The following is a 24,340-nucleotide window of genomic DNA, read 5'->3' on the forward strand; positions in this document are numbered from 1 at the left end:
CTTATTGCGCATTTTACTTGACAAGTTATCAAGGATATAATAAACTGAATTGAACGAATAAAAAGAAAGGGGTTTCTCATGACTAGTTATGAAAAAGTGGCCGCAGTTGTCGGTTGGGTACGCGATAAGAAGATTACTGGATACCGTATCAGTAAAGAGACAAACGCACGTGAGATGTCAGTTATTGCCCTTGCACAAGGTCGTGCAAAAATTGACAACATTTCATTTGCTACCGCTTTGGGACTTATTGATTTTTATGACAAAAATCATAAAAAATTTGAGAACTAATTCTAAGCGTAAAAAAGAGGAGCTGGTCTCCTCTTTTACTTTTGAAAAAACACCGGCTCGTTTAGCTGGTGTTTTTATCTGCTTATTTTCTAGCCTTAAAGCGTCTGACCAAGGAAGCGTTGTAAAAATTCCTTGGTTCGTGCTTCTTGTGGATTTTCAAAGATTTGCTGCGGGCTACCTTCTTCTGCAATCAATCCCTTATCCATGAAGATGACACGGTCTGAAACATCACGGGCAAACTCCATTTCATGGGTCACGATAATCATAGTGAGACCTGATTTGGCAAGGTCCTGCATGGTTTTTAAGACTTCGCTGACCATTTCAGGATCAAGGGCAGAAGTTGGCTCATCAAAGAGAATTACTTCTGGATTGACAGAAAGGGCGCGGGCGATTGCCACCCGTTGTTTTTGCCCACCTGAGAGTTGGCTTGGTTTAGCAGTCCAGTATTGCTCGGTCATGCCAACCTTGTTGAGGTTTTCTTTGGCAATTTCTTCTGCCTCTGTGCGGCTGCGTTTTAAAACGGTCGTTTGGGCGACAATAGCATTTTCCAAGACATTCAAATTATTGAACAGGTTGAAGGACTGAAAGACCATGCCTAATTTCTCACGGTAGGTCGTCAAATCATAGCCTTTTGTCAATACATTTTCGCCATGATAGAGGATTTCTCCTTCGCTCGGTGTTTCTAAAAGATTGATGGAGCGCAAGAAGGTTGATTTTCCAGAACCAGAAGAGCCGATAATAGAGATGACTTCACCCTTTTTCACGGTCATGGAAATGTCTTTGAGAACCAGATTTTGTCCAAAGGCTTTTTTCAGATGATTGATTTCTAAAATCGTATTAGTCATGAAGCACCTCCGTTTGCATTTGGTTTGCACCAGTTGTGTAGGTATCTGTATCAAAACGTTTTTCAATCAAGCGTAGGATACGAGTGACCGTAAAGGTCAAGATAAAGTAGATAATGGCAATCACGGTGAAGGTTTGGAAATATTGGTAGGTTTGAGTTGCGACAGTATTTCCTGAGAAGTAAAGTTCTACCACCGAAATCACGTTCAAGACAGAGGTGTCTTTGATATTGATGACAAATTCATTTCCTGTAGCAGGCAAGATGTTGCGGACAACTTGTGGTAAGACAATCTTGCGCATGGTCTGATTATGGGTAAAACCAAGAGCAGTTGCCGCTTCAAATTGCCCCTTATCAACAGCGAAAATACCTCCGCGGACGATTTCACTCATGTAGGCACCGGTATTGATGGATACGATGAAAATCGCAGCTAAGGTGCGGTCTAAATTCAGCCCGAATGCTTGAGCGGTTCCGTAGTAGATTACCATGGATTGTACAATCATCGGTGTACCACGGAAGATTTCAATATAAATATTGATGAGAATAGCAAGTGCTTTTTGGAGGAAAGAAAGCCCCTTGTTGTTAGCCTTTGGAGCAGTACGGAAAACACCGATTAAGAGTCCGATGGCCGTTCCGATAATGGTTCCGAGGATGGAGATAAGTAAGGTCATGCCTGTTCCACGGAGGAGTTGTTGCCAGTTATTGACTAGGATATTCCAGACTTGAACAGGGAAAGACGGTTTGTCTTCTGCGCTAGTCGCTTCAACGGGCTGATTTTCAATCATCGTATCCATAAGGGCTAGCTGGTCTTTTTCGGTAAAGGTTTCAAGTATCTGATTGACTCGAGCAATACGTGCATCGTCCTTGCGCATACCGACTGCAATGGTCACATCTTCGGCGTTGGTTTTAAAGCCGTTTGCCAACTCAACCATGTGAAAGGCGGGGTTGGCTTCTTGCGCAGTACGTGCTTCAGGTCGCTCTGATACATAGGCATCGATGATTCCCGCTTCAAGGGCCTGACGAATCTGAGAAAAGTCTCCCATAGCCGTCTGTTTATCTACCCCGTCAATCTGGTCAATCAAATCATAGAGATAGACTCCTTGTTGGGCAGTGATTTTTGCGCCTACGAAGTCTTGGATATTGCTCGCATCCGCCCACTTGCTATCTGCGCGCACGACAAGGGTTGGGATAGAGGTATAGTAGCTTGTTGAAAAGGCGATTTCTTTCTTACGTTCTTCTGTTGGGCTCATCCCTGCGACAATCATGTCAATTTTGCCAGAGGTAAGGGCGGGTACAAGTCCTTCCCACTTGGTCTTTACAACAAGGACTTTTTTATCCATTTTCTCTGCAATCTTTTTTGCAACTTGAACGTCATAACCATTGGCGAATTGCTTGGTTCCTTCAATCGGAGCAGCGCCGTTGTCATCCGTTTCTTGTGTCCAGTTGAACGGCGCGTAAGCGGCTTCCATTCCGACTCGTAGGTATTCATCTGCTTGGACACCAGTATGGATACTAAAAACAGTCAGAAGTGCCACAAACAATAGTAATAATCGTTTTTTCATAATCTCTCCTTTTTCAAAAGTAGTTATATTGTATAAAAAATTCAGACAGATTGCAAACTAATTGAAAAAAGATACGCTTTCATTTGGGTTTGTGGTATAATGAAGGGAAATGAAGAAGGAGTAAGCTATGTTTGTTGAGATTCTAAAATCGATTTTCTTTGGTATTATAGAGGGAGTCACCGAATGGTTGCCGATATCAAGTACAGGCCACCTGATTTTGGTGCAAGAATTTGTCTCCTTTAAAAATGTCCGTGCTGATTTTACGTCTATGTTCAATGTCGTGATTCAGTTGGGCGCAATCTTAGCTGTCATGGTCATTTACTTCGACAGGCTCAACCCTTTTCAGTCGGGAAAATCAGGTCGCGAGATTCGCTTGACCTGGCAATTATGGGCAAAAGTGGTGATTGCAGCTTTACCAGCAGCTATTTTGGGGCTGTTATTTGACGATTGGTTGGATACTCATCTCTATAACTTTGTTGTCGTTTCCTTGATGTTGATTCTCTATGGTGTCGCTTTTATCTATGTTGAAAAATGGCAAAAGAATCGGGATCCACAAGTCGTCTCGTTGAGTAAGATGTCTTACCAAACGGCCCTCTACATTGGTCTCTTTCAAGTCCTTGCCTTGATTCCAGGGACTAGTCGTTCAGGGGCAACGATTCTAGGAGGGATTCTTCTTGGGACTAGCCGGGAGGTGGCGACAGAATTCACCTTCTTCTTGGGAATTCCAATTATGTTTGGAGCAAGTTTGCTCAAAGTCGTGAAGCTTCTTGTGAAAGGCTTGAGTGTGACAGCAGGTCAGTGGATGTTGCTCTTATTTGCCATGGTAACTGCCTTTGGTGTTTCGCTGGTTGTGATTCGTTTCTTGACCGATTACGTGAAAAATCACGATTTCACCTTTTTTGGAAAATACCGCATTGCCCTAGGAACACTCTTGGTTCTCTACTATTTAGGAACTCTTATCTTTTAAGAAATGAACGCAGCAGTGGCTACGTTCAGATTGAAGAAAAAGTCTTTTTGAGATACTTTTCTTAGGTGGTGCGGACGGTAGCGATTTCCTGCGGAGTAAAATAATCCAGTGGATTATTTTAGCCTGAGCCTAGAAACAAAAGAGCGAGGATAATCGATTTAGACAAAATCACGATTGAGCCCACTCCCTACTTTTACCACAGCGAAAAGTATCTGATGAGGCTCGCTCCGCTCGCGCAAATCGGAAAATCAAATGTTCAGTTAGCAGAGCTTTTGAATTTGTTTAAATAAATCTTGGGTTTGTCTACGTTCTGAACGCAGCAGTGGCTGCGTTTTTGTGTTGCAACAAAAACCTTCTATCTTTGGGAGGAAGAAATCTCTTTTCTTTTGTAAAAGAGCCTGTTTTTTTGTATAATGGATGAAATACGGGTTCTCAAATAGTGCTTTGAGAAGGAATGAAGAGTATGAGGTATTGAAATGAAGATGAAACAAATTAGTGATTCGACCTTGAAAATCACGATTAAAATGGAGGACTTAGAAGAACGCGGAATGGAGATTGCGGACTTTCTCGTCCCGCAAGAAAAGACAGAGGAATTTTTCTATACAGTATTGGATGAATTGGATCTGCCAGTAACCTTTCGTGAAAGTGGCATGCTTAGTTTTCGAGTGACGCCAAAGCCAGACAAGGTGGATATTTTTGTCACCAAGTCAGACATCGATCAAAACTTAAATTTTGATGATTTTGCGGATATGGCGGATTTAGATGAGATTTCGCAGATGACGCCAGATGAGTTTTTAAAGACACTTGAAAAGACCATTCGAGAAAAGAGTGCAGGGGATGATAAGGCGGTTCAGTACTTGGAGCAAGTCGAAGCAGATGAATTGGACGTTGACGAAGTGGATACAGAAAATCGTCAGTACATTTACTATATTCTGGATTTTGCTAATCTACAGGAAGCTGTTCAATTTGTCTCTCTAGTTGATTTTACCATTGAAGAATCAGAGCTCTATAAGATGAATGGTCGTTACTATATGACTGTCTTGATTAATATTGAAAATCGTTCAACTCGCTACCCGGACTATATCTTGTCACGAATGTTAGAGCATGCAGACGATACATCCATTTCACGTGCGGTGCTTCAAGAGCACGGAGTTTTGTTGCTTCCTGTGGGTGCGATTGAAGAGCTTGGGAAGGTGAGCTTGGTATGATTCCCTTTGCTTTACAGTACATCATTGTCGTTGTACTTACAATGATGGTTTCCGTTATTGCAACCCCCTTGATCCGTTTTTTAGCGCTCCGGATTGGAGCGGTCGACAACCCCAATGCGCGACGTATCAATAAGGTTCCCATGCCTACGGCGGGTGGTTTAGCGATTTTTGTTGCTTTCTTTTTAGCGACTATGTGTTTTTTGCCCTTTGTGGTAATCCACATATCGCCTCGAGGAACTTATTTTGAGTATATTTTGCCCTTAGTTCTTGCTAGCGGTATCATTATTCTTACAGGTTTGGTTGATGATATCAAGGAATTACGTCCTTTACCAAAGATGGTGGGGATGCTTGTTGCAGCGGCTATTATTTGGTTTTTTACCGAGTTTCGCTTTGATAATTTCAAGATTCCTTTTGGTGGGCCAATGCTCCATTTTCCAGCTTGGTTATCCTTCTTTTTAACCATTTTGTGGATTGTGGCAATCACCAATGCGGTCAATCTGATTGACGGTCTGGACGGTCTGGTGTCGGGGGTATCTATTATTTCTCTGACGACTATGGGGGTTGTTTCTTATTTTTTCCTCCACGATAGCAATATCTACTTGACCTTAACAGTCTTTGTGTTGGTTGCTGCGATTGTTGGATTTCTGCCTTATAACTATAATCCAGCCATTATCTACTTGGGGGATACAGGAGCCCTATTTATCGGCTTTATGATTGGGGTGCTATCCCTTCAAGGGCTGAAAAATTCGACAGCGGTTGCCGTGGTAACTCCGATGATTATTTTGGGAGTGCCAATTACCGATACCTTGGTGGCGATTATTCGTAGAACCTTATCAGGCCAGAAAATCTATGAAGCAGACCGCATGCACTTGCATCACCGTCTTTTGTCGCTTGGCTTGACGCATCGTGGAACGGTGCTTGTTATCTATGCGATTTCGTTTATCTTTTCTCTTGCTTCGCTACTCTTAAATGTATCGAGCCGCTGGGGAGGTGTCCTCTTGATGGTCGCAATGCTATTTGGAGTAGAAATTCTCAGTGAGCTAATTGGGATTTTTGGAGAAAATAGAACGCCTATTCTTAATGTCTTGCGCTTTATTGGCAATAGTGATGCCAGACAGGAATACTTAGCTAAAAGACGAGCGAAAAAAGAAGAAAAACAGAAAAAATGAAGATAAGAACGTTTCTAAACAAAGAAGGAGCCTAAATGGCTCTTTTTTGGTATAATACATCAGATAGTACTCTTTGAGTATAAAAACTGAGTGGAGGTCGGTATGTCAGTACTAGAAATCAAAGATTTGCATGTTGCAATCGAAGGAAAAGAAATTTTAAAAGGGGTTAATTTGACTCTTAAAACAGGTGAAATTGCTGCAATCATGGGGCCAAACGGGACAGGGAAGTCCACCCTTTCAGCAGCTATCATGGGAAATCCAAACTATGAAGTAACCCAAGGTGAAGTCTTGTTTGACGGTGTCAATGTCTTAGAGCTTGAAGTGGATGAGCGGGCTCGTATGGGACTCTTTCTTGCCATGCAATACCCAAGTGAAATTCCAGGTATTACCAACGCCGAATTTTTACGCGCAGCCATGAATGCTGGAAAAGAAGACGATGAGAAAATTTCTGTTCGTGATTTCATCACAAAACTCGATGAAAAAATGGAATTGCTCAATATGAAAGAGGAAATGGCAGAGCGTTACCTCAACGAAGGTTTCTCAGGTGGGGAGAAAAAAAGAAATGAAATCTTGCAACTCTTGATGTTGGAGCCAACCTTTGCTCTTCTTGATGAGATTGACTCTGGTCTTGACATCGATGCCCTTAAAGTAGTATCAAAAGGGGTCAATGCCATGCGTGGAGAAGGCTTTGGTGCCATGATTATCACTCACTACCAACGCCTTTTGAACTACATCACGCCAGACGTAGTCCACATTATGATGGAAGGTCGTGTGGTTCTCTCCGGGGGTCCAGAACTTGCTATCCGTCTTGAAAAAGAAGGATATGCGAAAATTGCAGAAGAATTAGGCTTGACTTACGAAGAGGAAGTTTAAGGCGAAACGTGTTCAGAAAGGAGAAAACGATGACCAAAGAAGCCATTAAACTGTTTTCACAAGCACACGCAGAACCCGCTTGGTTGAGCAACCTTCGTCAAGCAGCTTTTGAAAAGATTGAAATACTAGCGCTCCCAACTATTGAACGGGTGAAATTCCACCGTTGGAATCTAGGAGACGGAACGATTGCGTCGTCAGAAGTAAGTAGCAATGTTCCTGATTTTATAGCCTTGGGGGACAACCCTAAGCTAGTACAAGTGGGCACGCAGACGGTGTTTGAACAATTGTCTCCAGAATTAGTAGAAGCGGGTGTTGTTTTTACAGACTTTTATACAGCTTTGGAAGAAATTCCAGAAGTTGTAGAGCAGTATTTTACCAAGGCGGTTGCAGCGGAGACGGACAAGTTAGCAGCCTATCATACAGCGTATTTTAACAGTGGAGCAGTCTTGTATGTTCCTGACAATGTTGAAATCAATGTTCCTGTTGAGGGAATTTTCTACCAAGATAGTGAAAGTAACGTTCCGTTTAATAAACACGTTCTTATCATTACAGGGAAGAATACCAAGTTAAACTATCTAGAGCGTTTTGAAAGTATTGGGGAAGGTAGCGAAAAGGCAACCGCCAATATCACTGTAGAAGTGATTGCAGGAACAGGTAGTCAGGTTAAATTCGCAGCGATTGACCGTCTCGGTCAGCATGTGACGACTTACATGAGCCGCCGTGGAAATCTTGCCAATAATGCTAGTATTGACTGGGCAATTGGTGTCATGAACGAGGGGAACGTCGTAGCAGACTTTGACAGTGATTTGTATGGCGATGGTAGTCATGCGGATATGAAAGTAGTTGCTTTATCAAGTGGTAAGCAAGTACAAGGGATTGATACCCGTGTCACTAACTACGGTCGTCATTCGATTGGTAATATCCTCCAACACGGGGTTATCCTTGAAAAAGGAACACTAACCTTTAACGGAATTGGTCATATTATCAAGGGGGCAAAAGGAGCAGACGCCCAGCAAGAAAGTCGTGTTTTGATGTTGTCTGATAAGGCACGAAGCGATGCCAACCCAATCCTTTTAATCGATGAAAATGATGTTACAGCAGGACACGCTGCCTCAATCGGTCAGGTAGATCCTGAAGATATGTACTATCTTATGAGTCGTGGCTTAGACAAGGCGACAGCAGAGCGTTTAGTTGTGCGCGGATTTCTAGGAGCAGTCCTTACGGAAATCCCTGTCAAAGAAGCCCGTGATGAGATGATTGACGGAATTGAAGAAAAGTTAAGTAAGAGGTAAAAAATGTCAGTAGATAGCCATGCCATCAAACAAGAGTTTCCAATTTTAGACCAGCTGGTCCATGATGAGCCCTTGGTCTATCTTGACAATGCTGCAACGACACAGAAACCCCAAGCTGTTTTAGATGAAATTCTAGACTATTACCAAACGGATAATGCCAATGTCCACCGCGGTGTCCATACCCTGGCAGAGCGAGCGACTAGTCGCTATGAAGCAGCGCGTGAGCGCGTCAGACAGTTTATCCATGCTAAGTCCACAAAAGAAGTACTGTTTACAAGAGGTACGACAACCAGTCTCAACTGGGTCGCGCACTTTGCTAGCCAAATCTTGCAACCGGGCGATGAGGTGCTGATTTCTATCATGGAACACCATGCCAACATCATTCCTTGGCAGCAAGCCTGTCAAAAAACGGGAGCTAAGCTTGTCTATGTCTATCTCAAGGAGGGTAGCCTAGACATGGAAGATTTGAAAGCTAAGCTATCCACGAAGACCAAGTTTGTTTCTCTTGCGCATGTGTCAAATGTCCTTGGCGTGGTGAATCCAATCAAGGAAATTACTCAATTGGCGCATGCAGTCGGAGCGATTATGGTGGTGGACGGGGCGCAATCGACACCTCACATGGCGATTGACGTAGAAGGCTTAGGTATTGATTTTTTTGCTTTTTCAGGTCATAAGATGCTCGCTCCGACTGGAATAGGTGTCCTATATGGCAAGGAAAAATGGCTGTCTCAAATGGAGCCTATTGAATTTGGTGGCGAGATGATTGATTTCGTCTATGAGCAGTCTGCAACTTGGAAAGAATTGCCGTGGAAGTTTGAGGCAGGAACGCCCAACATGGCAGGAGCGATTGGACTTGCCAAAGCTATTGATGTTTTAGAGAATATCGGTATGGAGGAAATTGCTCGCCATGAGGACGAATTGCTATCCTACCTGTTTCCAAAATTGCAAGCTATGGACGGCATTGAAATCTACGGTCCGCTTGATGTAGCCAAGCGCACAGGTGTGATTTCTTTTAATCTGAAAGGCTTACACCCCCACGATGTGGCGACGGCGCTTGATTATGAGGGAATAGCTGTGCGAGCAGGTCATCATTGTGCGCAACCACTCCTTTCCTATTTGGGAGTGCAGTCAACTGTTCGGGCGAGTTTCTATCTCTACAACACCAAGGAAGATTGTGATAAATTAATCGATGCACTGGAGAAAACAAAGGAGTTTTTCAATGGCACTTTCTAAACTAGAAAGCCTTTATATGGCAGTAGTAGCAGACCATTCTAAGCATCCTCATCACCAAGGCAGGATTGACGGGGCTCATCAGGTGGATTTGAACAATCCCACGTGTGGTGATGTGATTAACTTGTCCTTGCAGCTGGATGAAACTGGTGAAACGATTCAAGATATTGCTTTTGTTAATGCAGGCTGTACGATTTCGACAGCCTCAGCCAGTATGATGACAGACCTTGTGCTTGGAAAGACCAAAGCGGAAGTCCTTGAGCTCGCTCATGTTTTTTCTGAAATGGTCCAAGGAAAGATGGATGCGCGTCAAAAAGAATTAGGAGATGCAGCTTTTCTAGCAGGTGTTGCTAAATTTCCTCAGCGAGTAAAATGTGCGACCTTGGCTTGGAATGCGCTAAAAAAAGTTTTAGAAGAATAGAAAACAAATAGTAGATAAATCATAGAGGAGGAAAGAATGGCAGAAGAAAGAGTAGAGCCAAAGCCGATTGACCTCGGTGAGTATCAATTTGGCTTTCATGACGATGTAGAGCCGATTATCTCGACAGGAAAAGGTTTGAATGAAGAAGTTATCCGTGCCTTATCGGCGGCTAAAAATGAACCAGAATGGATGTTGGAGTTCCGTCTCAAATCCTATGAGGCCTTCAAAAAAATGCCCCTTGAAACATGGGGTGCTGACTTGTCAGAAATTGATTTTGATGATTTGATATACTACCAAAAAGCCTCTGACAAACCAGCTCGTTCTTGGGATGATGTCCCTGAAAAAATTAAGGAGACCTTTGAGCGCATCGGAATTCCAGAAGCCGAACGTGCTTATCTTGCAGGAGCTGCTGCCCAGTACGAATCAGAAGTGGTTTACCATAACATGAAAGAAGAGTTTGAAAAGTTGGGCATTATTTTTACCGACACAGACTCGGCTTTAAAAGAGTACCCAGACCTTTTCAAGCAGTATTTTGCAAAACTTGTTCCGCCGACAGACAATAAATTAGCGGCCTTGAACAGTGCTGTATGGTCTGGTGGTACCTTTATCTATGTACCAAAAGGAGTCAAGTGTGACATTCCTTTGCAGACCTATTTCCGAATCAACAACGAAAGCACAGGGCAGTTTGAGCGAACCTTGATTATCGTCGATGAGGGCGCAAGTGTGCACTACGTGGAAGGCTGTACAGCTCCGACCTACTCAAGTGATAGCCTGCATGCGGCCATTGTTGAGATCTTTGCCCTTGACGGTGCCTACATGCGCTACACCACAATCCAGAACTGGTCTGATAATGTCTACAATCTCGTGACCAAGCGTGCCCGTGCCATGAAAGATGCGACGGTTGAATGGATTGATGGAAACTTGGGAGCGAAAACCACCATGAAATACCCGTCTGTTTACCTAGACGGTGAGGGTGCGCGTGGAACAATGCTTTCTATCGCCTTTGCAAATACCGGTCAACACCAAGATACAGGTGCCAAGATGATTCACAATGCACCGCACACAAGTTCATCGATTGTATCAAAATCCATTGCCAAAGGTGGTGGAGCAGTAAACTATCGTGGTCAAGTAACCTTTGCCCGCAATTCCAAGAAATCTGTCAGTCATATCGAGTGTGATACCATTATCATGGATGACTTGTCGAAGTCTGATACCATTCCCTTCAATGAAATTCACAATTCTCAAGTAGCCTTGGAACACGAGGCTAAAGTGTCTAAGATTTCCGAAGAACAGCTCTACTACCTCATGAGTCGTGGCTTGTCAGAAAGCGAAGCGACAGAGATGATTGTTATGGGATTTGTCGAGCCCTTTACCAAAGAACTTCCGATGGAATACGCTGTGGAGCTCAACCGATTGATTTCTTATGAAATGGAAGGTTCGGTCGGCTAATATACCGAGGGAGTGAGACAACTACTGCATCAAACTGTTAAATCTATAAAAGAAGTGAGGCTGGGACACTTTTGGCTTAGCCTCGTCCTATTGCCGATAGCTGTTTGGGATGAAGAAAGGTGATGGTATCTCTACAGTCTATCTAGCTCGTAGTAAGTAATAAAAAAGGAAATCAATGACGATTTCCTTTTTTGTCTAGGAGTTGCTTAATGCCCTCGTATCTTATGAAATTGAACTCGGGCTAAGCACTGTGTGAAAAAGAGACGCAGATGTTCCAACTTCAGTTGGTTACAGCTGAGGCTCCCTTTAGGGATAAGTCTTCCTAGAGTCTGCGGGCTCTTCGTCAGACTTCCTATTTTCACTTTGTGCTTTATACGCCCTCGTATCTTATGAAGGAATAGGACAAGGCAAGGAGTTGCAGATAGGACTGGCGTTAATTGAGGATTACTCCATAATCCCTATTTCCAACCTTCAACAGTCCACTGGACTATTGAAGCAAAGCGACTGAACGATGTCCTAACCTTTATTCAATTCACTATAATTTCTCATTCACATATCTTATAAAGTGATTCCACCAGGAAAATGGCCAGGTTGCTGTCGGTGTATCTTCGCCTGCAACCAGATTAATACTTGGTTGCTTGTCAACGTAGCCGTGACCGATTAAATCCGTATCTTTTAGGGTTAAACTTCCAACGACAGTTCCCTTGCTGAGTGGTGCATCAAAGACAGTACCAAGTCCCTCTAATGTCGCAACTGTTTCTTTTTTGTACCGCTCTCTCTTAGCAAACATAAAATCTTGACTAGCGACGGCTGAAACAGTTGCATGTTTGCCATTAAAGACAGTAGCCTTGCTATTGTGATAGGGTTGACCAGCTTCTACGATAGGTGTCCATTTGAAATATGTGTAAGCATAATTCATCAGATTTGTCGTTTCAAGGAAGCGTTTCTCAGGATAGAGGTCGCCTTCTTTTGTATGCAAGATAACAGTGATAACACGCATGTCATTTTCTAAACTGGTTGCTACCATGGAGGTTCCGGAAGCGGTTTTGAGACCGTCTACCCCTTCTCGTTCATAAGCTCCTCCTTTTAACATAGGGTTTGTCCCATAGTAGGTCGTTCCATTTAATTTGAAGTGAGATTGGGAGGTGACATCAAGCACCTGCGGATAGTCTACGATTAATCGACGGGCGATGATAGCGACATCAAGAGCAGATAATCGATTTTCTTCCGTCTTTTTCTCATCTGTGTTCTGTTTATTTTCTAACAGGTCTATGCTCAAGCCAGTCGAATTGATAATCGTTGCATCTGAAATGCCCCAGGATACCAGTTTTTTGTTCATCAATTCCACGAAAGCAGCTTCGTTTCCTGCAACCTGCTCAGCTAGGGCGATGGTTGCGCTGTTGGCTGACGCAATGAGAGATGCATTGATCAATTCTTGGACAGAGTAAGAACGCTTGTCCAAAGGAATGTTGGTGACAGGTGAAGTGATGGTCAAGTTATAAGCGTAATCTGAGATGGGAACTTGGGTATCAAGTGTCAATTTTCCCTGTTCGATTGCTTCATAAACCAGATAGATGGTTAGCAAATTGGAAATAGAGGCGACATTGGTCGGAGTAGCTGCGTTTTGTTCATAGAGAATTTTTCCGGTCTGTGCTTCGATTGCAATCGAATGCTCGGCGTCTGTACTATATTTATCTGTAGCATGAACAGTAAAGGGTGATAGTATTGCACATAGACAAGCTATTAAGAATGTATACAATCGTTTCATATCGTATTTATACCTTTCGTTATCATTCATTCTATTATACCATAAAAGACAAATCGGGCATTTGCAATCTCATGAATGGACAGAATAGATTATTTTAAATGAATAACAACTGATGTCAGTTTTTGTGACGCCGATTTGTTAGAAGAATGCCGTTTCTATTATATTTTAAATAGATAAATGGCTTTTGCCATGTCTTAAAATACAATAATTATGCACTTTTTGTAGCGTTATCAAGAAATAATGAATAAAAATTATAATACTGTGTTTTTTTATAAAAAAATCACATTAAATCTTTACAATTATCTGAATATTTGCTATAATCAAAATATGTTATAAGATTTAACACAAAAGGAGAAATGCGATGAAAACAAAGAAATGGCTTGTAACAGCAGGTGTTCTCGTGAGCGCAGGAGTACTTCTTGCGGCTTGTGGTGGAGGATCAAGTAGCTCTAGTGAAAATACTTATTCCTATGTTTATACGACAGACCCAGACACCTTGGACTATACGATTAGTAATCGTGCCTCAACTTCTGAGGTGGTCAGCAACTTGGTTGATGGATTGCTCGAAAACGACCAGTATGGAAACTTAGTGCCATCCTTAGCTGAGGATTGGACTGTTTCAAAAGACGGCTTGACCTATACCTACAAACTCCGCAAAGATGCCAAATGGTTCACCTCTGAGGGAGAAGAGTATGCAGATGTCAAAGCCCAAGACTTTGTCACTGGATTGAAACACGCTATCGATTCGAAATCAGAAGCTCTTTACATCGTTGAAGATTCTATCAAAGGTTTGAAAGACTATGCTGAAGGAAAAACAAAAGATTTCGGCAGTGTTGGTGTTAAAGCTGTTGATGATTATACGGTCGAATACACTTTGAACGCCCCTGAGTCTTATTGGAATTCAAAAACAACCATGGGAATTCTCTTCCCAGTCAATGAAGAGTTCTTGAAATCAAAAGGGAGCGATTTTGGATCTGCTAAGGCAGACAGTATCCTATCAAACGGACCATTCCTCTTGAAGTCATGGGTTGCTAAATCTTCTATGGAATATGCAAAAAACCCAAATTACTACGACAAGGACAATGTTCATATTGATACTGTCAAACTGTCTTTCTTCGATGGCTCAGATTTAGAGTCGTTAGCTCGTAATTTCAAAGACGGGGCTTATTCAGGAGCTGCTCTATTCCCAACTACTACTAGTTATCCTGCAATTGAAAAAGAATTCAAAGATAATATCTATGTTTCTCAACAAAATGCAACTAGCTACTACTTGAACTACAACTTAGATAGGAAATCCTATAAGTATACTTCTAAGAAAGATGATGCTCAGAAGGCGGCAACAAACGAAGCAATTTTAAATAAAAACTTCCGTCAAGCGATTAAGTTTGCTCTTGATAAGACTTCTATGGGTGCGCAAATGAACGGTGAGAAGTTGGCTAATGCCACTCTTCGGAATACCCTTGTACCACCAAGTTTTGTCTCAATTGGAAATAAGACGTATGGAGAGGTTGTTAGTGAGAATCTAGTGTCTTACGGTACAGAGTGGGCAGATGTCAATTTGGCCGATGCGACCAATGCTTACTACAGTCCGACAAAAGCCAAAGAAAAAATTGCAAAGGCTAAAGCTGAGTTGGAAGCAAAAGGGGTGCAATTCCCAATCCATCTAGATATTTTAGTTGTTGAAACAGATAAGAGTGATGTGGCTAGAAAGAGCTCGATTAAACAGTCTATTGAAGCTTCTCTTGGAACAGAAAATGTCGTGATTGACCTCCAAAACGCCTCTGAAGATGATGTTCAAAATGCAACTTACTTTGCGACAACAGCTGCTCAAAAAGATTATGACTTGGTTATCTCCGGATGGGGGCCTGACTATCAAGATCCATCTACATATCTAGACATCTTAAATACAGAAAATGGTGGAATGCTCCAAAACATCGGTTTAGAACCAGGCGTGGAAAACGCTAAGATTCAAGCTGTTGGTTTGGATAAATACACTAATATGCTAAAAGAAGCGGATAAAGAGCAAGATGTTAAGGCGCGTTATGAAAAATATGCAGAAGCAGAGGCTTGGTTACAAGATAGCGCCTTGATTATCCCAACCGTTTCTCAAGGTGGACGCCCACAACTTTCCAAAGTTGTACCGTTTTCATCGCCGGTTTCTGATGTCGGAACAAAGGGTGATGTTACAGTATTCAAATACAAAAAAGTTCAAAAAGACGTTGTTACTGTAAAAGATTATGAAGCGGCACGTGAGAAATGGCTCAAAGAAAAAGCTGAATCTAACGCTAAATACCAAGAAGATTTATCAAAACACGTAAAGTAAAATAAGTAGTAAGGGCTAGGTCACGAGCTTGGCCCTTTTTATCAGCGGACTCCATTTTTTAAACGTATTTTGAAAACATATATATTAGAAAAGAAACATTGTAATCAAAAAAATATTCAGAAAATTTGTTGTACTTTAAGTTTTTTTTATGATATAATGTTAGAAACTAAGAATAAATAAATGGAGAATGACCATGAATAAAAGGAAATTACTAGTATTAGCGGGCGTGAGCTTGCTAAGCGTTGGGGTACTAGCAGCTTGCTCGGGGAGCTCGAATTCTTCGGGTGGAGATGAAAGCGTATACGGATATGTGTATGGTTCTGATCCAGAGAGTCTGGACTATTTGACAACCTCTAAGGCTTCTACGCTTGATGTAGTGACAAATGGCGTGGATGGCTTACTTGAAAATGATCAATTCGGTAACCTTGTCCCATCTTTGGCGGAAGATTGGAAAGTCTCTAAAGATGGCTTGACCTATACCTACAAACTTCGTAAAGGTGTTAATTGGTATACATCTGAGGGTGAAGAGTATGCTGAAGTAAAGGCACAAGATTTTGTCGCTGGATTGAAACATGCAGCAGATAAAAAATCAGAGTCACTCTATTTGATACAAGAATCTATCAAAGGTTTGGATGCATATGTTAAGGGTGAAAATACTGATTTTGCAAGTGTTGGTATTAAAGCTGTTGATGACTATACAGTTCAGTATACATTGAATAGCCCAGAACCATACTGGAATTCCAAAACAACAAATGGAATTTTGTTCCCAGTGAATGAAGAATTCTTGACATCAAAAGGCGATAAATTTGCTCAGCCAACAGATCCAAGTTCTATCCTTTACAACGGTCCCTTCCTTTTGAAATCTCTTGTTTCAAAATCATCTGTTGAATTTACTAAAAATGAAAATTACTGGGATAAAGATAATGTCCATGTGGATAGTGTTAAATTATCTTACTATGATGGACAAGATGTTGATTCGTTAGCTCGTAATTTCACGGATGGAGCATACTCTGTAGCTCGTCTCTTCCCTTCAAGTCCAAACTATTCTAAAGTAGCTGAAGACTTTAAAGAGAATATCTTCGTGACACAACCTGGTGTAGGAAGCAACGCGATTGGATTTAATATCGACCGTCAATCTTACGAACATACTTCTAAGACGACAGATGAGGAAAAAAATTCTACCAAGAAAGCTTTTCTTAATAAAGACTTCCGTCAAGCAATCAATTTTGCATTTGACCGCAAAGCATATTCTTCTCAAGTGAATGGTGAAGCTGGGGCAGAATTTGCAGTACGAAATCTCTTTGTCCCATCTGATTTTGTGTCTGTAGGTGAAAAGACGTTCAGTGATGTAGTAGAAGAAAAATTGATTTCTTACGGCGATGAGTGGAAAGATGTGAAATTAGCTGACTCTGTTAACGGTATTTACAACCCAGAAAAAGCTAAAGCAGAGTTTGAAAAAGCTAAAAAAGCTTTGGAGGCTGAAGGGGTTAAGTTCCCTATTCACATTGATACACCAGTTGTAGAAACTTCTAAAAACTATGTATCACGTATGCAGTCATTCAAACAATCTGTTGAAAGTGTGTTGGGGTCAGAAAATGTAGTAATTGATTTGCAAATGATGTCAGAGGATGAAGCTTTCAACATCACTTACTATGCTCCTAATGCCAAAGCAGAGGATTGGGATATTTCAGGTTTGGTAGGTTGGAATCCAGACTACAGTGATCCTTCAACTTACTTGGATATCTTAGAATCAACTAACCCTGAACAAACGAAGACATTCTTTGGTTTCGAAGGGGCTGACAACGCAAATGCCAAAGCAGTTGGCTTTGATGCATACAATACATTAGCAAATGATGCTGGTAAAGAAGTTAATGATGTTGCGGCTCGTTATGAAAAATACGCAGCAGCGCAAGCTTGGTTGACAGATAGCTCGCTCTTACTTCCGACAATGTCAAGTTCTGGAGCAGCTCCGTTCTTATCAAGAATTGAACCATTCACTGGTGCATCTGCGACAAGCGGTAATAAGAGTTCTGCTTCATACTACAAATACCTCAAAGTTGGTAAAGATGTAGTTACCAAGAAACAATACGAAGAAGCCCGCAAGAAATGGCTCGAAGAAAAAGCAGAGTCAAATGCTAAAGCTCAAAAAGACCTTGAAAGTCACGTAGAATAAAAAAACTCACAAGAACTTTCTCCTAATCCGAGAAGGTTCTTTTGAAATTGAAGGAAACAATTTATGAAAAAATATATATTCATGCGTATTTTGCGTTCGATCGTGTCCATCTTCTTGGTGACGGCACTGACCTATACCATTATTTATACCTTGGTACCTAGACGGTTGATTTTTAAACAGGATCCGAACTATAACAAAATAGCAACAACCGATGACAAGCGCGATAACTATGAAAATACCATTTATGAACGAATGGGCTACATTGATTATTACGACACCAAGGAATTACAAGAAAAAGCTAGTAAAGAGTTCCCGTCTGTAACAGTTGAACCGACCGAAGATAATAAAAAAATGTACGAAGAGTATGTGAACAAATTAGGTCACGGCTGGAAACTTGGTCAATTTACTGAAAGTAAGCAATTTTATGCGACACGTGAAGTACCACCTTTTGAACGGGTATTAGACTTTTATGCAAATCTAATTCAAATTGATCACCCAAATGTAATCAAAGATGAGACAAATCCGAATTTAAAACGCTATATTCGGTTTGAAAACGATCCGGCAATTGGTTGGTCAGTAGTTGGTTCAGGAACGAAGCATAAATATCTTCTTTACTTTAACAACCAATTCCCCTTTGTTCATCAGAATTTTGTAACGCTTAATTTAGGAAATTCATATCCGACCTATTCTAATATTCCTGTCTTGCAAGTGATTACGCAAGGTCAAGGGCAAACTAAGGCAGCAGAAGTACAATTTCCAACAGGGAAAAAGACCTCTTCTGTAAATATTTATTCACGTACCTATAAATCACCAAGTCAGGCAGATTCGCGGGAAGTTGCAAACTATGGCAAGGATGATCCATATACTGCAACGGAAAATAATTATCAATACCCATCTATGATTGCCAGCTCTGCGATTGCTGGGTTGATTGGACTTGCGATTTCGTATGCTGCAGCCATTCCTTTGGGTTCTTACATGGCACGTTTTAAAAATACTTGGTTTGATAGCATTTCAACAGGTGTATTGACATTCTTGATGGCTCTTCCGACTATTGCTTTGGTATATATTGTTCGATTGGTTGGTTCTCAAATTGGTTTACCAGACTCCTTCCCGATTTTAGGTGCAGGAAACTGGAAATCTTACGCTCTCCCTTCCATTGTTTTGGGATTGTTATATATTCCGGGTCAAGCTATCTGGATTAGACGTTATATGATTGACTTGCAATCTCAAGACTTTGTTCGTTTTGCAAGAGCAAAAGGACTTTCAGAGAAAGAAATTTCGAACAAGCATATCTTTAAAAATGCGATGGTTCCGCTGGTTAACGGTATCCCCGGATCTATTATTGGGGTTATCGGTGGGGCTACCTTGACGGAAACAATTTTTGCATATCCGGGTATGGGGAAAATGCTTATTGACTCGGTTAAAGCAGCCAATAACTCGATGGTAGTTGGTCTTGTCTTTATCTTTACTTCAGTATCTATTTTGGCTTTATTACTCGGTGACTTACTCATGGTAATGATTGATCCACGTATTAAATTAACATCAAAAGGAGGTAAATAATGGCTACGATTGATAAAAAGAAATTTGAATTCGTCAAGCGCGATGATTTTGCCTCCGAAACGATTGACGCTCCAGCCTATTCTTATTGGAAATCGGTTTTACGTCAATTTATGAAGAAAAAATCGACTATTCTGATGTTGGGGATTTTGACGGCTATTGTTGTGATTAGTTTTATCTATCCGCTCTTTTCAGACTTTGATTACAATGACGTCAGCAAGGTGAACGATTTTAGTGCCCGCTATATCAAGCCAAATGGGGAATTTTGGTTTGGAACAGATAGTAATGGGAAATCGTTGTTTGACGGTGTCTGGTTTGGTGCTAGAAATTCAATCCTGATTTCTGTGATTGCGACCGTTATCAATATGGTAATTGGGGTTATTGTCGGTGGAGTCTGGGGTGTTTCCAAGTCTGTTGACCGAATCATGCTTGAAGTTTATAATGTGCTCTCAAACATTCCGTCTCTCTTGATTATTATTGTCTTGACCTATTCTATCGGGGCAGGATTTTGGAATTTGATTTTCGCAATGACCGTGACCGGTTGGATTGGGATTGCCTATTCTATTCGTGTGCAAATCTTACGTTATCGAGACTTGGAGTATAATCTTGCTAGCCAGACCTTGGGGACTCCAACCACGAAAATGGTTACTAAAAATATCTTGCCGCAGTTGATTTCGGTTATTGTGACCTATTCATCTCAATTGTTGCCAGGGTTCATTTCTACGGAAGCATTCCTTTCTTTCTTTGGATTGGGATTGCCAGTTACGGTACCTAGTTTGGGACGCTTGATTTCAGATTATTCACAAAATGTAACAACCAATGCATATTTGTTCTGGATTCCATTGACAACCTTGATTCTGGTTTCTCTCTCTCTTTTCATTGTTGGTCAAAATTTAGCGGATGCTAGTGATCCACGTACACATAGATAGGAGTAAATATGACAAATCAAAAAAATGTAATATTGACTGCTCGCGATATTGTTGTGGAATTTGACGTTCGTGACAGAGTATTGACAGCCATTCGTGGTGTCTCCCTTGAGTTAATTGAAGGAGAGGTCTTAGCACTTGTAGGTGAGTCAGGATCTGGGAAGTCTGTGTTGACAAAGACTTTTACAGGGATGCTCGAAGACAATGGTCGTGTAGCAAGCGGAAGCATTGACTACCGTGGTCAAGATTTAACAGCTTTAAAAGCGAATAAGGACTGGGCCGAAATCCGTGGCGGAAAGATTGCAACGATTTTCCAAGACCCGATGACAAGTTTGGATCCAATCAAAACCATCGGTAGCCAAATTGTTGAAGTCATTGTTAAGCACCAAGGCAAAAATCCAAAAGAAGCTAAGGAATTAGCAATTGATTATATGGAAAAAGTCGGCATTCCTGAAGCGAAGAAACGTTTTGACGAATATCCTTTCCAATATTCAGGTGGAATGCGCCAACGGATTGTTATTGCAATTGCCCTTGCCTGCCGTCCAGATATTTTAATCTGTGATGAACCCACAACGGCCCTTGATGTGACGATTCAAGCACAGATTATTGACCTCTTAAAATCTTTGCAACAAGAATATCATTTCACAACAATCTTCATTACCCATGACCTTGGTGTGGTGGCAAGTATTGCAGATAAGGTTGCGGTGATGTACGCAGGTGAAGTAGTAGAGTATGGAACAGTAGAAGAAATTTTCTACGACCCTCGTCATCCGTATACATGGAGTCTACTCTCTAGCCTTCCGCAGTTAGCAGACGAAAAAGGAGAGTTGTATTCTATCCCTGGGACCCCACCGTCGCTTTACACCCCTGTAAAAGGTGATGCATTTGCTCTTCGTTCTGATTATGCTATGCAGATTGATTTCGAAGAACATCCACCCGTTTTCAAGGTATCAGATACACATTGGGCTAAGACCTGGTTGCTTCATGAGGATGCTCCTACAGTTCATAAACCATCTGTGATTGAAGATTTGCATAATAAGATTCGCTCAAAAGTTGGCTTTGCCACCATAGATTTATAGGAGGAAGGAAATGACTGAAAAATTAGTAGAAGTTAAAGATTTGGAAATTTCCTTCGGCGAAGGAAGTAAGAAGTTTGTAGCTGTTAAAAACGCAAATTTCTTTATCAACAAGGGAGAGACTTTCTCGCTTGTAGGAGAATCAGGTTCCGGTAAGACAACGATTGGCCGTGCAATCATCGGTTTGAATGACACCAGTGGAGGTGACATCCTCTACGAGGGTAAGAAAATCAATGGTAAGAAATCGAAAGAAGAATCCGCTGAATTGATTCGGAAAATCCAAATGATTTTCCAAGATCCTGCAGCGAGTTTGAACGAACGTGCGACGATTGACTACATCATCTCAGAAGGTCTCTATAACTTTAAGCTCTTTAAAGATGAAGAAGAACGTCAGGCGAAAGTCAAGGAAATTATCACAGAAGTTGGGCTTTTAGCAGAGCATTTAACACGGTATCCGCACGAATTTTCAGGTGGACAACGTCAACGGATCGGGATTGCCCGTGCCTTGGTGATGAAACCAGATTTTGTTATTGCGGATGAGCCGATTTCGGCCTTAGACGTATCTGTTCGAGCTCAAGTTCTGAATCTTTTGAAAAAATTCCAAAGAGAACTTGGTTTAACCTATCTTTTTATCGCTCATGACTTGTCTGTTGTTCGTTTCATATCAGATCGAATTGCGGTTATTTATAAAGGGGTTATTGTTGAAGTTGCTGAGACAGAAGAGTTGTTTAATAATCCTATTCACCCGTATACCCAATCGCTTCTATCTGCAGTACCGATTCCAGACCCACTTTTAGAACGACAAAAAGTGTTGAAAGTATATGATCCAGAACAGCACGATTATAGTGTTGACAAGCCGACGATGGTAGAGATTCGTCCAGGACATTTCGTCTGGGGAAATCAAGCTGAGATTAATCGCTACAAAAAGGAATTGTAAAAATGGATATCACCTCATATTTAGGAGTGCAGATTGCCTAGCCTAAATATGGGTTTTTTATTTTATTAAGGAGGCAACTAAATCCCTTGAGTGGCTAACTTCATTTTAGAACTTTCGATTGTTATTTTCATGAAAAAAATTTTAAAAAAAGTAAAAAAAGTAGTTGACAATAAGAAGCAGAGGTGATATACTGATATAGTTGTCGCTTGAGAGAGCGATAAGGCAAGACCTTTGAAAATTAAAGAAGACGAACCAAACGTGCAGGGTGGTTTATGGAGACATAAACCGTCAATGAACATAAGAAAATAAATCTGTCAGTGGACAGTATGAGTGAAGACTCAAACTATTAAATGAGAGTTTGATCCTGGCTCAGGACGAACGCTGGCGGCGTGCCTAATACATGCAAGTAGAACGCTGAAGCTTGGTGCTTGCACCGAGCGGAGGAGTTGCGAACGGGTGAGTAACGCGTAGGTAACCTGCCTGGTAGCGGGGGATAACTATTGGAAACGATAGCTAATACCGCATAAAAGTACTTACTGCATGGTAAGTATTTGAAAGGTGCAATTGCACCACTACCAGATGGACCTGCGTTGTATTAGCTAGTTGGTGAGGTAACGGCTCACCAAGGCGACGATACATAGCCGACCTGAGAGGGTGATCGGCCACACTGGGACTGAGACACGGCCCAGACTCCTACGGGAGGCAGCAGTAGGGAATCTTCGGCAATGGGGGGAACCCTGACCGAGCAACGCCGCGTGAGTGAAGAAGGTTTTCGGATCGTAAAGCTCTGTTGTAAGAGAAGAACGTTAGCGGGAGTGGAAAATCCGCTAAGTGACGGTAACTTACCAGAAAGGGACGGCTAACTACGTGCCAGCAGCCGCGGTAATACGTAGGTCCCGAGCGTTGTCCGGATTTATTGGGCGTAAAGCGAGCGCAGGCGGTTTGATAAGTCAGAAGTAAAAGGCTGTGGCTCAACCATAGTACGCTTTTGAAACTGTCAAACTTGAGTGCAGAAGGGGGGAGTGGAATTCCATGTGTAGCGGTGAAATGCGTAGATATATGGAGGAACACCGGTGGCGAAAGCGGCTCTCTGGTCTGTAACTGACGCTGAGGCTCGAAAGCGTGGGGAGCGAACAGGATTAGATACCCTGGTAGTCCACGCCGTAAACGATGAGTGCTAGGTGTTGGGTCCTTTCCGGGACTCAGTGCCGCAGCTAACGCATTAAGCACTCCGCCTGGGGAGTACGACCGCAAGGTTGAAACTCAAAGGAATTGACGGGGGCCCGCACAAGCGGTGGAGCATGTGGTTTAATTCGAAGCAACGCGAAGAACCTTACCAGGTCTTGACATCCCAGTGACCGTCCTAGAGATAGGATTTTTCTTCGGAACACTGGTGACAGGTGGTGCATGGTTGTCGTCAGCTCGTGTCGTGAGATGTTGGGTTAAGTCCCGCAACGAGCGCAACCCCTATTGTTAGTTGCCATCATTGAGTTGGGCACTCTAGCGAGACTGCCGGTAATAAACCGGAGGAAGGTGGGGATGACGTCAAATCATCATGCCCCTTATGACCTGGGCTACACACGTGCTACAATGGCTGGTACAACGAGTCGCGAGTCGGTGACGGCAAGCTAATCTCTTAAAGCCAGTCTCAGTTCGGATTGTAGGCTGCAACTCGCCTACATGAAGTCGGAATCGCTAGTAATCGCGGATCAGCACGCCGCGGTGAATACGTTCCCGGGCCTTGTACACACCGCCCGTCACACCACGAGAGTTTGTAACACCCGAAGTCGGTGAGGTAACCTTTTAGGAGCCAGCCGCCTAAGGTGGGATAGATGATTGGGGTGAAGTCGTAACAAGGTAGCCGTATCGGAAGGTGCGGCTGGATCACCTCCTTTCTAAGGAAATGGAACTCTGTACGTAGTCTTCTTTAATTTTGAGAGGTCTTGTGGGGCCTTAGCTCAGCTAAGCGAAACCGCAGGTTTCAGGTTTGTCGAAGCGAAAGCGAACGACAGGGGCCAGCGGCACCCGAAGACAATAGAATAAGAAACGTGAACTAATAAGAGAAAACCAGATTATTAGTTGGGGCCTTAGCTCAGCTGGGAGAGCGCCTGCTTTGCACGCAGGAGGTCAGCGGTTCGATCCCGCTAGGCTCCATACAGTCACTGAATGTGATTGTAGGAATTGTCCATTGAAAATTGAATATCTATATCAAATAGTAACAAGAAAATAAACCGAAAACGCTGTGAATTAATGAGTTTTCTAATTTGAAAGAATTAGGTT

General features: G+C 42.1%; 18 protein-coding genes, 1 tRNA gene and 1 rRNA gene. 17 read left to right on the forward strand and 3 right to left on the reverse strand.

The genetic code is table 11. The annotated features are described in order from the left end of the window. The first annotated feature begins 78 nt into the window (after positions 1-78). A complete protein-coding gene (locus CHF41_RS03700; protein ID WP_075098784.1) occupies positions 79-288 on the forward strand; it encodes a capsule biosynthesis transcriptional regulator in 210 nt (69 codons plus the stop codon). A 95-nt stretch (positions 289-383) separates the two neighbouring features. On the opposite strand, the gene CHF41_RS03705 is transcribed toward CHF41_RS03700, so the two are convergent. Continuing rightward, positions 384-1,133, reverse strand: coding sequence for an amino acid ABC transporter ATP-binding protein (locus CHF41_RS03705; protein ID WP_119876048.1), 750 nt, complete (start codon positions 1,131-1,133; stop codon positions 384-386). Next, entirely contained in the window at positions 1,126-2,691 is a 1,566-nt protein-coding gene (locus CHF41_RS03710; protein ID WP_119876049.1) for an ABC transporter substrate-binding protein/permease, read from the reverse strand. The genes CHF41_RS03705 and CHF41_RS03710 overlap by 8 nt, the downstream gene beginning before the upstream one ends. A gap of 127 nt (positions 2,692-2,818) precedes the next feature. On the opposite strand from CHF41_RS03710, the gene CHF41_RS03715 reads away from it, so the two are divergent. The 8 genes from CHF41_RS03715 to sufB all read left to right on the forward strand — a co-directional run bounded on the left by CHF41_RS03715 (position 2,819) and on the right by sufB (position 11,300). After that, positions 2,819-3,658 carry an undecaprenyl-diphosphate phosphatase gene (locus CHF41_RS03715; RefSeq protein ID WP_119876050.1) on the forward strand — a complete coding sequence of 280 codons (840 nt, stop codon included), beginning with the start codon at positions 2,819-2,821 and terminating at the stop codon, positions 3,656-3,658. 476 nt (positions 3,659-4,134) lie between these two features. Then, complete coding sequence (gene mecA, locus CHF41_RS03720; RefSeq protein ID WP_119876051.1) at positions 4,135-4,866, forward strand: adaptor protein MecA; 732 nt, start codon at positions 4,135-4,137, stop codon at positions 4,864-4,866. After that, positions 4,863-6,035, forward strand: coding sequence for a glycosyltransferase family 4 protein (locus tag CHF41_RS03725; RefSeq protein WP_119876052.1), 1,173 nt, complete (start codon positions 4,863-4,865; stop codon positions 6,033-6,035). Before mecA ends, CHF41_RS03725 begins: the two co-directional genes overlap by 4 nt. A gap of 102 nt (positions 6,036-6,137) precedes the next feature. Beyond that, positions 6,138-6,908: a Fe-S cluster assembly ATPase SufC gene (gene sufC / locus CHF41_RS03730; protein ID WP_119876053.1), complete on the forward strand. Its 771-nt coding sequence runs from the start codon at positions 6,138-6,140 to the stop codon at positions 6,906-6,908. Between the two features lie 29 nt (positions 6,909-6,937). Beyond that, positions 6,938-8,200 (forward strand): Fe-S cluster assembly protein SufD, encoded by a 1,263-nt coding sequence (gene sufD / locus CHF41_RS03735; protein WP_119876054.1) that lies wholly within the window; start codon positions 6,938-6,940, stop codon positions 8,198-8,200. Positions 8,201-8,203: 3 nt separating this feature from the next. After that, positions 8,204-9,433, forward strand: a complete 1,230-nt coding sequence (locus CHF41_RS03740) for a cysteine desulfurase (protein ID WP_119876055.1) — start codon at positions 8,204-8,206, stop codon at positions 9,431-9,433. Continuing rightward, entirely contained in the window at positions 9,420-9,851 is a 432-nt protein-coding gene (gene sufU, locus CHF41_RS03745; RefSeq protein WP_119876056.1) for a Fe-S cluster assembly sulfur transfer protein SufU, read from the forward strand. Before CHF41_RS03740 ends, sufU begins: the two co-directional genes overlap by 14 nt. A gap of 36 nt (positions 9,852-9,887) precedes the next feature. Beyond that, positions 9,888-11,300: a Fe-S cluster assembly protein SufB gene (sufB, locus tag CHF41_RS03750; RefSeq protein WP_119876057.1), complete on the forward strand. Its 1,413-nt coding sequence runs from the start codon at positions 9,888-9,890 to the stop codon at positions 11,298-11,300. 535 nt (positions 11,301-11,835) lie between these two features. Here sufB and CHF41_RS03755 read toward each other — a convergent pair. Then, on the reverse strand, positions 11,836-13,068 hold the full coding sequence (locus CHF41_RS03755; protein ID WP_119876058.1) for a serine hydrolase: 1,233 nt from the start codon (positions 13,066-13,068) through the stop codon (positions 11,836-11,838). Between the two features lie 361 nt (positions 13,069-13,429). Here CHF41_RS03755 and CHF41_RS03760 point away from each other — a divergent pair, with 361 nt between their 5' ends. From CHF41_RS03760 to CHF41_RS03795, 8 genes are all read left to right on the forward strand, one after another. Then, the gene (locus tag CHF41_RS03760) at positions 13,430-15,391 is read left to right on the forward strand and encodes a peptide ABC transporter substrate-binding protein (protein ID WP_119876059.1); all 1,962 of its coding nucleotides are present in this window, start codon (positions 13,430-13,432) and stop codon (positions 15,389-15,391) included. Positions 15,392-15,584: 193 nt separating this feature from the next. Continuing rightward, entirely contained in the window at positions 15,585-17,564 is a 1,980-nt protein-coding gene (locus tag CHF41_RS03765) for a peptide ABC transporter substrate-binding protein (protein WP_119876060.1), read from the forward strand. 63 nt (positions 17,565-17,627) lie between these two features. Further along, positions 17,628-19,124, forward strand: a complete 1,497-nt coding sequence (locus CHF41_RS03770; RefSeq protein ID WP_119876061.1) for an ABC transporter permease — start codon at positions 17,628-17,630, stop codon at positions 19,122-19,124. Further along, a complete protein-coding gene (oppC, locus tag CHF41_RS03775; RefSeq protein ID WP_119876062.1) occupies positions 19,124-20,050 on the forward strand; it encodes an oligopeptide ABC transporter permease OppC in 927 nt (308 codons plus the stop codon). The genes CHF41_RS03770 and oppC overlap by 1 nt, the downstream gene beginning before the upstream one ends. Before the next feature lie 8 nt (positions 20,051-20,058). Then, on the forward strand, positions 20,059-21,126 hold the full coding sequence (locus CHF41_RS03780) for an ABC transporter ATP-binding protein (protein WP_119876063.1): 1,068 nt from the start codon (positions 20,059-20,061) through the stop codon (positions 21,124-21,126). A 10-nt stretch (positions 21,127-21,136) separates the two neighbouring features. After that, positions 21,137-22,060 (forward strand): ATP-binding cassette domain-containing protein, encoded by a 924-nt coding sequence (locus CHF41_RS03785; RefSeq protein ID WP_119876064.1) that lies wholly within the window; start codon positions 21,137-21,139, stop codon positions 22,058-22,060. Positions 22,061-22,406: 346 nt separating this feature from the next. After that, positions 22,407-23,955: ribosomal RNA gene (locus tag CHF41_RS03790) — 16S ribosomal RNA — on the forward strand. A gap of 186 nt (positions 23,956-24,141) precedes the next feature. Beyond that, positions 24,142-24,214: transfer RNA gene (locus CHF41_RS03795), tRNA-Ala, on the forward strand. The last annotated feature ends 126 nt before the right edge of the window (positions 24,215-24,340 follow it).

Origin of the sequence: Streptococcus respiraculi (assembly GCF_003595525.1) — a bacterium.
In the GTDB taxonomy this organism is placed as follows: domain Bacteria; phylum Bacillota; class Bacilli; order Lactobacillales; family Streptococcaceae; genus Streptococcus; species Streptococcus respiraculi.

What these genes read in the sequence shown, in the direction of transcription:
- sufD (WP_119876054.1), top strand. Translation starts at nt 6,938, where the DNA reads ATGACCAAAGAAGCCATTAAACTGTTTTCACAAGCACACGCAGAACCC.
- CHF41_RS03700 (WP_075098784.1), top strand. Translation starts at nt 79, where the DNA reads ATGACTAGTTATGAAAAAGTGGCCGCAGTTGTCGGTTGGGTACGCGAT.
- sufU (WP_119876056.1), top strand. Translation starts at nt 9,420, where the DNA reads ATGGCACTTTCTAAACTAGAAAGCCTTTATATGGCAGTAGTAGCAGAC.
- sufB (WP_119876057.1), top strand. Translation starts at nt 9,888, where the DNA reads ATGGCAGAAGAAAGAGTAGAGCCAAAGCCGATTGACCTCGGTGAGTAT.
- CHF41_RS03785 (WP_119876064.1), top strand. Translation starts at nt 21,137, where the DNA reads ATGACTGAAAAATTAGTAGAAGTTAAAGATTTGGAAATTTCCTTCGGC.
- CHF41_RS03780 (WP_119876063.1), top strand. Translation starts at nt 20,059, where the DNA reads ATGACAAATCAAAAAAATGTAATATTGACTGCTCGCGATATTGTTGTG.
- CHF41_RS03755 (WP_119876058.1), bottom strand. Translation starts at nt 13,068, where the DNA reads ATGAAACGATTGTATACATTCTTAATAGCTTGTCTATGTGCAATACTA.
- CHF41_RS03765 (WP_119876060.1), top strand. Translation starts at nt 15,585, where the DNA reads ATGAATAAAAGGAAATTACTAGTATTAGCGGGCGTGAGCTTGCTAAGC.
- CHF41_RS03770 (WP_119876061.1), top strand. Translation starts at nt 17,628, where the DNA reads ATGAAAAAATATATATTCATGCGTATTTTGCGTTCGATCGTGTCCATC.
- mecA (WP_119876051.1), top strand. Translation starts at nt 4,135, where the DNA reads ATGAAGATGAAACAAATTAGTGATTCGACCTTGAAAATCACGATTAAA.
- oppC (WP_119876062.1), top strand. Translation starts at nt 19,124, where the DNA reads ATGGCTACGATTGATAAAAAGAAATTTGAATTCGTCAAGCGCGATGAT.
- CHF41_RS03715 (WP_119876050.1), top strand. Translation starts at nt 2,819, where the DNA reads ATGTTTGTTGAGATTCTAAAATCGATTTTCTTTGGTATTATAGAGGGA.
- CHF41_RS03705 (WP_119876048.1), bottom strand. Translation starts at nt 1,133, where the DNA reads ATGACTAATACGATTTTAGAAATCAATCATCTGAAAAAAGCCTTTGGA.
- CHF41_RS03710 (WP_119876049.1), bottom strand. Translation starts at nt 2,691, where the DNA reads ATGAAAAAACGATTATTACTATTGTTTGTGGCACTTCTGACTGTTTTT.
- CHF41_RS03760 (WP_119876059.1), top strand. Translation starts at nt 13,430, where the DNA reads ATGAAAACAAAGAAATGGCTTGTAACAGCAGGTGTTCTCGTGAGCGCA.
- CHF41_RS03725 (WP_119876052.1), top strand. Translation starts at nt 4,863, where the DNA reads ATGATTCCCTTTGCTTTACAGTACATCATTGTCGTTGTACTTACAATG.
- sufC (WP_119876053.1), top strand. Translation starts at nt 6,138, where the DNA reads ATGTCAGTACTAGAAATCAAAGATTTGCATGTTGCAATCGAAGGAAAA.
- CHF41_RS03740 (WP_119876055.1), top strand. Translation starts at nt 8,204, where the DNA reads ATGTCAGTAGATAGCCATGCCATCAAACAAGAGTTTCCAATTTTAGAC.